Below are 9,665 nucleotides of genomic sequence, written 5' to 3'. Positions count from 1 at the left end.
TGTTCTTGGCCGCGGCGTCCGAGGACTCGGACATCAGGCGGTAGGTGTTGTTGGCTGCGTTGTTGGTGTTGATGACGGTCATGTCATGCTCCTTGGAGGAATAGGTGTGAGGACGCTTGCGGGGTGTCTGTCAGGATCAGCGCAGGAGCTGCAGGATGCCCTGGGTCGACTGGTTGGCCTGGGCCAGCATGGCCTGGGAGGCCTGCGTCTTGATGTTGTTGGCGGAGAGTTCCACCATCTCCTTGGCCATGTCCACATCGCGGATGGAGGACTCGGCTGCAGTCAGGTTCTCGGCAGCCACGTTGACGTGCTTGATGGTGTGCTCGAGACGGTTCTGATCGGCACCCAAGGAAGAGCGGGCCGAAGACACGGTGCTGATCTGGGTGTCGATGGCGGTGATGGCAGCGGCGGCCGTCCCTGAATCGGTGATGAGGGAACCGCCGTCGGTGGTTCCATCGGTGCCAAACGCCTTGATCGCGGTGCCAATGGCCACCAGGTCCGCATCCAGGTCCACGGTGATCTGGTCGTTCGTGGCGTTCGCGCCCACCTGGAAGGACAGGCTTGCCGGACGGTTGCCGTCAACGCCGGCGTCGGCGGTCGGGGTGCCGAGAAGCTTGGTGCCGTTGAAGTTGATGGAGTTGCCCATGCGCACCAGCTCGTCACCCAGGGCATTGATCTCGGTCGCGATGGCGGTGCGGGCCTCGGCGTTGTTCGAGTCGTTGCCGGCCTGGACGGCCAGGTCACGGACGCGCTGCAGGATCTCGTGGGCGGAGGACAGGCCGCCTTCAGCGGTCTGGATCATGTTGATGGCGTCCTGGGCGTTCCGGGAGGCCACCTCCAGGCCGTTGGACTGGGACTTCAGGCCCTCGGCGATGGACAGGCCGGCGGCATCGTCGGCGGCACGGTTGATCCGCAGACCGGAGGAGAGCTTCTCCATGTTCTTGGCCGCGGCGTCCGAGGACTCGGACATCAGGCGGTAGGTGTTGTTGGCTGCGTTGTTGGTGTTGATGACGGTCATGTCATGCTCCTTGGAGGAATAGGTGTGAGGACGCTTGCGGGGTGTCTGTCAGGATCAGCGCAGGAGCTGCAGGATGCCCTGGGTCGACTGGTTGGCCTGGGCCAGCATGGCCTGGGAGGCCTGCGTCTTGATGTTGTTGGCGGAGAGTTCCACCATCTCCTTGGCCATGTCCACATCGCGGATGGAGGACTCGGCTGCAGTCAGGTTCTCGGCAGCCACGTTGACGTGCTTGATGGTGTGCTCGAGACGGTTCTGATCGGCACCCAAAGAAGAGCGGGCCTCCGAGATACCCGTGATGTACCCGTCCACCACGCTGATCACGTCGGCGCGGCCGGCAGCGTCGGTGGCGGCCGTGAGAGCAGCTGCCACGTCCGTGCCAACATCCGCGCCGAGGGTCACCAGGTCCGCGTCCAGGGCGACGGAGATCTGATCGTTGGTGGCATTCGCGCCCACCTGGAAGGACAGGGAGGCGGGCTTGGGGTTCGTTGCAGAGGCGGTGTCACCCAGCAGGTTGGTGCCGTTGAAGTTGATGGAGTTGCCCATCCGGGTCAGTTCCTCGCCCAAGGCGGTGATCTCAGTGGTGATGGCGGTGCGGGCATCGGCGTTGTTGGAGTCATTGCCGTACTGGACGGCCAGGTCACGGACGCGCTGCAGGATCTCCTGGGCAGAGGACAGGCCGCCTTCAGCGGTCTGGATCATGTTGATGGCGTCCTGGGCGTTCCGGGAGGCCACCTCCAGGCCGTTGGACTGGGACTTCAGGCCCTCGGCGATGGACAGGCCGGCGGCATCGTCGGCGGCACGGTTGATCCGCAGACCGGAGGAGAGCTTCTCCATGTTCTTGGCCGCGGCGTCCGAGGACTCGGACATCAGGCGGTAGGTGTTGTTGGCCGCATTGTTGGTGTTGATGACAGTCATGTCATGGCTCCTTGGGGAAAGAACGTGGTTCTGGTCCGCGGACCCGATTCCTGCGGACCCGACACCAGACTTATCGGCACGTCCGGGGAGTTTTTTCACCGCGGTCGAAACTTTTTCTGAACCCGTCTACGTCCTGCCACAGTCATCCTGCCGAGCCACACGGATTATCCCTGTGACTAAGCAGGATGACTGTGGCGCCGGCTAGGCGAACCGGCGGAAGCCGGGCGTTTGCGGCACGATCCCGCCTCGCATGGACGTGCCGGCGGCGGCGAGAAACTGCTCGCGTCCCGCGGCGGGCACGCTCGCGGCGACGGGTGCTGCAGGTTTCACCGACAGGGCCGAGCCGAGCACATCCTGCAGCAGGGCCAACCCGCGCTTCTTCTCCTTGGACACGGTGGCGTCCGAGACGCCCAGGGTGGCGGCCACCTCTCCCTGGGCCAGTCCCTGGAAGTAGTGCATCTGGACCACCTGGCGCGTCCGCTCCGGCAGGGCCTGCACGGCGCGATGCAGCAGGATGTTCTTCTCCGCGTTGAGCACCTGCTTCTCGGGGCTGTCCTCCGGGGAGGCGAGAATGTCACTCAAGGAGTCGTCCAGGGGCGTCTGGGTCTTGGAGCCCTCGGCCACCATGGTCCGCAGTTCCTCCACGGGGACGCCCAGGGCCACCGCCAGCTCGGACTCCTCCGGAACGCGTCCCAGCGAATGGGTCAGCTGCGCGCGGGCCTTCTCCAGGCGCTTGGCCTTGTCCCGGCCGCGGCGTCCCATCCAGTCCAGTTGCTGCAGGAACTCCTGGATGGCCCACCGGATCTTCAGGTGGGCCCACGTGGAGAACTGGGTGCCGGCGTCGGGATCCCACGTGTCCGCGGCGAGGATGAGGCCCTCGAGGCCGACGGACACCATCTCGTCCCGCTCCACCATGGGGTACTTGTGATGCATCTCGGACACCGCGTAGCCGACCAGGGGGATGTTCTGCTCCACCAGGTCGTTCCGTGCTGAGTTCATGCCAGGGGACATGCGCAGAAATCTCCGGCCGGGGGTGAAAAGTTGGTCCATGTGTACCGACAACAAGGTCAGCGAAGGGACTCCAGGAGTCCCCCGGCGTCCGCCGGCGGTGTGAAAGGTAAGAGCATGCAAGCAGATGAGCTGTCCAACGAGCTGTGGCGCGAGCGCGGCATTCTGGAGAACCTGCTGTACAAATTCACCACGCAGCGCCTGCTCGTCACCAACGGCGAATCCCGCTGGCTGGGCCGATGCACCTCTGAGATCGAGGCTCTGAAGAACCAGCTCTCCACCACTCAGCTGACCGTGGACGTGCTCTCCTCCTCGCTCGCGCAGCTGTGGGGCATGACCTCGGAGGGCTCCCCTACCCTGCGCGAGCTGGTGGCCGCCGCGCCCGCCGAGGGGCCGTGGGCCGGCATCCTCCAGGACCACCACGCGGCCATCGTGTCCCTGGCCGAGGAGATCCGCACCGTCTCCGAGGAGAACGCCCGGTTCCTCAAGGCCGCCAACATCTCCCTGCAGGAGGCCGGACAGCAGACCGGCCCCGCCGTCACCTATACGGCCGCCGGCTCCGCCGCCCCCACCTCGGGCGCGGCCATCATCGACCGCCAAGGCTGAAGGGCAGGCAGAGGAACACCATGGGACTGAGCGCCTTCCACTCGCTGAACACCGCCGCACGGGGCCTCGAGGCCGCCCGCGCGCAGATCGCCATCACCGCGCAGAACACGGCCAACGCCGGCACGGTGGGCTACACCCGCCAGTCGGCGCAGTTGCAGGCCCTGCCGGGCCTGCACTCCAACGGGCTGTTCCCGAACGCCACCGGCGCCGGCCAGGGGGTGGAGGTGGCCGGGATCGGCCGCTCCGCCTCCGAGCTGGTCAACCGCCAGGTCCGGGGTGCCGTGGCGCAGACCGGCTTCCAGCAGATCCGCGCCGAGACCTACTCCGGGATCGAGGATGTCCTGCGCGAGCCCGGGGACCACTCCGTCTCCTCCGCCGTCACCGCCTACCACTCCGCGTGGCAGGACGTGGCCAACAACCCCGGTGACATCGGTGCCGGCACCGCCCTGCTCGAGGCCGCGTCTTCCCTGGCTGGACGCCTCGGCGCGGACGTGCAGGAGCTCAAGGACCAGTACGCCGCCCAGGGCAACGAGCTGCGCGCCGAGGTGGACCAGGTCAATGCCCTGGCCGGCCAGCTCGCCGTGGTCAACGGCGCCATCCGCAGCACGGGGGCCGCCGGCGGCTCCACCAACGAACTGCTGGACTCCCGCGACCAGATCGCCGAGCAGCTCTCCGCCCTCACCGGCGGCCAGCTCCGTCCCGCCGCGGACGGCACCGGTGAGTTCCTGGTGGGCGGCAACGCGCTGGTCTCCGGCGAGAGCCACCACACCCTGACCGCCGTGGTCGGCTCCGCCCCCGGCGAGCCCACCACCGTCGCCTGGACCCACCGGCTGGGAACCGGCACGCCGGCCTCCGCCGGGGTCGACGGCGGCTCCCTCGCCGGCCGCTTGTCCGTCCTGTCCGCGGACGGTCCCCTCGCAAACGCGATGCAGGGGTACGACGATCTGGCCGGGTCGATCGCCGAGGGCACGAACACCGTGCACCAGTCCGGGTTCACCGGTTCCGGCGCACCGGGCGGGGCGTTCTTCACCTTCACCGGCACCGCCGACTCGCTGACGGTGGCCATCACGGACCCGGCGCAGATCGCGCACGCCGGTGCAGGCCAGGGGGCACTCGACGGCTCCATCGCCGATGCGATCGGGGATCTTGGCGCCGCCGTCACGAGCGGCTGGACCGGCTTCGTCTCCGGTGTCGGAGCCTCCTCACGCGGCGCGCTGAACGGGCTGAGCCTGTCCGTGGGCACCGAGTCCTCGGCGCGGTCGTCCCAGCAGTCGCTGGCCTCCGTGGACCGGGACGAGGAGGCCGTGAACCTGGTGACCTTCCAGCACGCCTACCAGGCCTCGGCACGCGTGCTGACCGCCGTGGACGAGATGCTGGACACCCTGATCAACCGCGTGGGGCTGGTGGGCCGCTGAGCCCGCCCGCCTCCCGGCGGAACCTCCGGGTCAGAACCGGGTAAAAACCGGGTGAGCACGAGGTGAAAAAATCAGGGTGGCTGTACTGATGACTGATGGAGACCGCCCCGGAAGGAAGGTGAGATGACCATGATGAATCGCGTGACCTCATCCATGACGGCCGCCGCCACGCGCGCCAACCTGCAGGACTCGGCCAAGTCCCTGGCCGAGCTGCAGACCAAGGCCGCCTCCCGTCAGGCCATCTCGCGTCCCTCGGACGATCCGGCCGGTACGCGCACCGCCATGACGGCCCGCGCCGAGCTCGCCCGCACCACGCAGTACGAGCGCAACCTGCAGAACGCGGACACGTGGATGCGGACGGCGGATTCGGCCCTGCAGTCCGGGCTGGACATCATGACGCGCATCCAGGACCTGACCCTGGCCGCGGCCAACGGAACGGTGAATCAGGCCGGCCGGGACGCCAGCGCCGCCGAGGTGGACCAGCTGCGCTCCGAGCTGCTCTCGCTGGCCAACACCCAGATCCTGGGCCGCAACGTCTTCGCGGGCACCTCCGCCGAGAGCGCGGCCTACACGGACAACCCCCTGACGTGGAACGGCACCGACGGCGCCACCGTGGAGCGCCGCATCTCGGACCACACCACCATCCAGGTGGACATCCCCGGCGAGTCCGCCTTCGGTCCGGTCGGGAACTCCGTCTTCGACGCGCTCACCCAGCTCTCCGCCACCCTGAGGTCCGGCGGGGATCTCTCCGGGTCCATCGGCGCCCTGGAGTCCTCGCGCCAACTGATGTCTGACGCCCTCACCGCATCCGGCGCCCGCCACGCCACGGTGGGGCGCACCCTGGAGGCCGTCCGCACCCAGCTCACCGAGCTGGAGGCCACCCGCACCTCCACCGAGGAGGCGGACCTGGCCGAGTCGGCCGTGGAACTGCAGATGCAGCAACTCAACTACCAGGCGGCGCTGGCCGTCTCAGCCCAGGCCCTGCAGACCTCGCTGCTCGATTACCTCCGCTGACCCGCCCCGGCGGCAAAGAGCCCCGCCGCGCTCACACCGCGCGGAGGTGACGCTCCCCTGTCAGGGAACCGGCCGGCGTCGTCCCCGGGGTTCCGGAGCTGACTGCGGCGGCCGAGCCACCGATCTCCACACCTGCACAGAGGATGCCGCGGATGAGGCCGTCCAGGCGGTCCCGCACCTCCCGGTGGGTGGTGCCCAGCGGCGCCTCCGGGAAGCGGGCCATGGCCTGATAGGCGTCCCCCGCGCCGGCCAGGGTCTGTTCACGCTCGGCCAGTTTGTCCTCGTGAGTGGCGGCCCCGGCGGTGTCGAAGGCGGAGAAGGCCTCGAACTCCTCGGCCAGGAACGCGTCCACCACGGCGTTGACGCAGGTGCGCCAGCCGGCGGGCTTGCGGCCGTTCTTCAACACCGGTGCGAACTCCTTGACGGCGGCGCGGAAGGCCCGCACCGAGGGTCGGTCCGGACGGGCGCGGTCCGCCAGTGCCTCCACCGCGAGCGTGTGCGCGATTGCCGGGTCGCGGGAGACCAGCTCGAACAACTGGGCCTTGGAGTAGTCGTCCCAGAGGGCCAGGAGGTCCTGGTCGGCAGCGGCGAACATGCCCTGCCAGCCGTGGATGCGGTTCAGGCACGCGAGCATGGCCTGCGCGGAGCGGTGCGCGGCCTTCGGGTCGGATTCGAGCAGCGGCAGGGCGCGACGCCGGATGCGCACCTCGGGGCGGACCGGTTCCGGCAGATTGAAGGCGAACCTCAGGGCCGCCGAGCCGGCCGCGGTGCGGGCGATGCCGCGGTGGTGCGAGGCCTTCGAGCGCAGCCACTCGGTCGCCTCTTCCAGCATCATGCGTTGGGCGACCTCCGTGCCCTCCACACCGACACCCGGCGCCGAGGCCTGGGTGAAGGCGTGTGCGGCCGCGGTGTGCCGGCCGTCCTCCGCCCCGGTGGGAGCCACGAGTTCCTGGCGGGCTGCCGTGCGGTTGTGGATATTGCGCAGCACCGACTTGCGGGTGGCGCGCAGGGTCTGGCGTGCCCATCCCGTCACGGAGGCCCCGCGGGCACGTTCGAGGTCGAAGAACGCCTCCGGCCCCTCCTCCGTGACGCGGCGGAACAGGAACTCATCGAACTCCGCAGCCACGTCCTGACTCAGCTGGGGTCCGGAGGCCAGCCCGTAGTGCCAGGTCTGGTACTCCCGGGAGACTTCGTGGGAGATGCCGGATCCGGTGAGGACCCCAGCGATCTCCTGACGGGCCTGGCGTTCGCTCAGGTGGCCGGTGGCCCATTGGTCGATGAGGTCCCGGCACGCGGAATCGGTCTGAAGGTTTTCTGCTCGCACGAACAAGGTGTGTGCGGCACTTTTGTCTCTTGCGCCGCAATGTTGTGTGACGTTAGTCACACCTCTGGGCACGTGCGGACGCGCTACTCAACGCGTTTTGAGGGCAAAGATCACTACTGATCTCTGCCCTCAAAACGTGCGTCAGGCGTGGTGGATGCCGAGCTGCTCGGCCAGCACGCGCTGGGCCAGCGTGCGGACCTTGCGGATCTGCGCGCCAGCCGAGGCCTGCGGCAGACCCAGCTGTTCGGCCACCTCGTGCGCGGTCAGCACCCGCTGGTCCCCCTCGGATCCATAGACACCGGACAGCCAGCAGGCGGCGACGTCGGCCGTCACCCCGCCGATCAATCTCGCCTTGGTGACCACGGCGGCCACGAGCCGCGGCCCTTCCGTGGGGTGCAGCAGCCCGCCCTCCGGCATCATGGCGGCCAACTCGAGATCGTGGATGTCCGCGGCGGGCCGCGCGAGGTTGAGCTCGCCCGCACTGACGAGCATGCCCTGCTTGGCGGCGTCCTTGCGTGTGGCGGCCATGCGGCGGTTGTGCTCGGACGCGACGTCACGGTCGCTCGGTTCGAGGCCTGAGGTGGCGCGCAGCTCGTCCCGCAGCTGATTCAGCTGGCGCACACGGCGGCTCAGCGAGATCATCCCGGATGCCGGGGAGAGGTTGCGGTCCGCCCAGGCGCGCACCGCGGCGCGGGCCCTGACATGGAGCAGGCCCTCCCAGTTGGCGATCTCCTCGATCCGCGCCGGGGTGGCGACCAGTTCCCCCACGAAGGTCACGGCCTCCATGGCCACGAGCTGCTCCACGTCCTCGCGGTGCGTGGCATAGGGCATGCCGAGGGTGCGGCACAGGCGGTGGGCCACCAGGCGGTAGAGCTTGCGCCGGGAGGCGATGAAGTCATCCCGGAGGGCGGTGCGCCGCGCGGACGGAGGAGCACTGGCGATCATCCGCAGCTGGTCCAGGGTGGAGGTCTCCGGGGCGGTCTCCGCCGTGGCGGGCAGTTCGGTGTCACGCGTGTTGACGAGCGTGGTGGCCCCGCCGGGGGAAACGGTGCCGAGAGAGGTGCAGGCAGTGGTCAACGGGCACCCCTGTTCGTCTCCGGGTCGATCAGCACGGACCGGGCCATCGGGTCGGAGCCCACGTTCAGGGCCGCCTGGGCCCGCGCGGTGGACAGCTTGTCCTGGGGGTGCTCGAGGCGGTACGCCGCCACGATCTCGTCCACCGTGGCTCCCGTCATCTGGGCGGCCAGGCGGCGGACTTTGGGGCCGATCCGGGGGTCGCCGATGGCACGGCGGATGTGATCCTCGGCGTCACGGCGCAGATTGCGGCTGAGGTACATCAGCGGGTCCACCTTCGCGAACCGGTCAGGACGCAGACACTGCTCCAATAGACGCGACACGCTGGCACCATCGGCTGATTCCATTGCCGTATCCCCTAGCATCATGGCGTTCACCACCTGTTCGATCCCGGTCTCGTGCAGTACAGACTGGACCCGTCCGGTGAGTTCACCGATCTCATGGCTCACTGCTGAGTGGGCCTTGTGAACGGTGGCGGTGACGAACGGTTCGAGACTGAACAGCAATTGCCACTGGGATTGACGGCCTGCACGCACGATGTCCTGGAGACCGTCGACGGTGTAGCGGTGGATCCCGGGGGCGGAATAGTTACCGTCAGAAACTATAGCGTTCAAGCTCGTGACACGCGAGGAATTTTTCGCCCGCTGAGAAATGTTTGGCGGACGTTCATGCAGGTGGGCCACCTCACCTGAGTCCGTCCAGCCCATCGAGTGGGCCGTCCACTGGTACGGGCGTTCGGGTCCGTCGGCCCCCGCTACCCGGACCAGGGCGTCATTTCCACCCCAGTCCAGCCGAACGGGCATGAGCAGTGCCTGACCGGACTCGTGGTCCCGACCCTTCCGACCGATGTCCATGGCCGGCATGCGCCAGTCCCAGGCCGGCAGCAGGATCACGGTACGCGGCCCGGCCGAGGTGGCGGATGCGGACGCCAGCAGCTCTTCAGCCGCCCTCCCCCAGAGGATCGATTCGAGGCGGGAACACAGGGAGTCGAGCGTCGGATGACGACGCGGAGTACTCTCACCCGCCTCCGGAGCTCCTGCTCGCTTTGCCTGTGTCTCAGCCATGTCAGCCCTATGCACAAGACGACGCCCCGGCGGTCGTTTGACGCATAGGCCCTTCATGCCCCGGCGCACCCCACCACCTGCCCGCACCAGACGGTGGGGACGGCGATACCTAACCCTTACGCGAGGGCCGGTGGTGTCCCTCGCAGTGGCTTACCACAGAGTAAACTTGACACATACAGCAATCCCCTGCTGTACCAGGCACCTGCAACAGAAGAGAGTGGGTGGAA

Annotated in this window: 9 protein-coding genes; 3 read left to right on the top strand and 6 right to left on the bottom strand. The window is 68.2% G+C overall.

The annotated features are described in order from the left end of the window. Positions 1-136 precede the first annotated feature (136 nt). From RUH65_RS06515 to RUH65_RS06505, 3 genes are all read right to left on the bottom strand, one after another. On the bottom strand, positions 137-1,018 hold the full coding sequence (locus RUH65_RS06515) for a flagellin (RefSeq protein WP_313816493.1): 882 nt from the start codon (positions 1,016-1,018) through the stop codon (positions 137-139). Between the two features lie 54 nt (positions 1,019-1,072). Beyond that, positions 1,073-1,933, bottom strand: a complete 861-nt coding sequence (locus RUH65_RS06510; protein WP_313816492.1) for a flagellin — start codon at positions 1,931-1,933, stop codon at positions 1,073-1,075. 201 nt (positions 1,934-2,134) lie between these two features. Continuing rightward, the gene (locus RUH65_RS06505; RefSeq protein WP_313816491.1) at positions 2,135-2,932 is read right to left on the bottom strand and encodes a sigma-70 family RNA polymerase sigma factor; all 798 of its coding nucleotides are present in this window, start codon (positions 2,930-2,932) and stop codon (positions 2,135-2,137) included. A gap of 126 nt (positions 2,933-3,058) precedes the next feature. Between RUH65_RS06505 and flgN the strand changes: the two genes are divergently transcribed. From flgN to flgL, 3 genes are all read left to right on the top strand, one after another. After that, complete coding sequence (gene flgN / locus RUH65_RS06500) at positions 3,059-3,547, top strand: flagellar export chaperone FlgN (RefSeq protein WP_313816490.1); 489 nt, start codon at positions 3,059-3,061, stop codon at positions 3,545-3,547. Between the two features lie 20 nt (positions 3,548-3,567). After that, a complete protein-coding gene (flgK, locus tag RUH65_RS06495; RefSeq protein ID WP_313816489.1) occupies positions 3,568-4,962 on the top strand; it encodes a flagellar hook-associated protein FlgK in 1,395 nt (464 codons plus the stop codon). Between the two features lie 123 nt (positions 4,963-5,085). Then, complete coding sequence (gene flgL, locus RUH65_RS06490) at positions 5,086-5,976, top strand: flagellar hook-associated protein FlgL (protein WP_313816488.1); 891 nt, start codon at positions 5,086-5,088, stop codon at positions 5,974-5,976. A gap of 31 nt (positions 5,977-6,007) precedes the next feature. Here the strand turns inward: flgL and RUH65_RS06485 are convergent, their stop codons facing one another. The 3 genes from RUH65_RS06485 to RUH65_RS06475 form a co-directional block, all read right to left on the bottom strand. Continuing rightward, on the bottom strand, positions 6,008-7,300 hold the full coding sequence (locus tag RUH65_RS06485; protein ID WP_313816487.1) for a hypothetical protein: 1,293 nt from the start codon (positions 7,298-7,300) through the stop codon (positions 6,008-6,010). Positions 7,301-7,441: 141 nt separating this feature from the next. Further along, positions 7,442-8,377, bottom strand: a complete 936-nt coding sequence (locus RUH65_RS06480; RefSeq protein WP_313816486.1) for a hypothetical protein — start codon at positions 8,375-8,377, stop codon at positions 7,442-7,444. Continuing rightward, a complete protein-coding gene (locus RUH65_RS06475) occupies positions 8,374-9,438 on the bottom strand; it encodes a hypothetical protein (RefSeq protein WP_313816485.1) in 1,065 nt (354 codons plus the stop codon). The genes RUH65_RS06480 and RUH65_RS06475 overlap by 4 nt, the downstream gene beginning before the upstream one ends. Positions 9,439-9,665: the final 227 nt, after the last annotated feature.

It is taken from the genome of Citricoccus sp. (assembly GCF_032154715.1).
Taxonomy (GTDB): domain Bacteria; phylum Actinomycetota; class Actinomycetes; order Actinomycetales; family Micrococcaceae; genus Citricoccus.
Note: the sequence above shows the minus strand (reverse complement) of the source record. Positions and strands in the feature narration are given on the sequence as shown.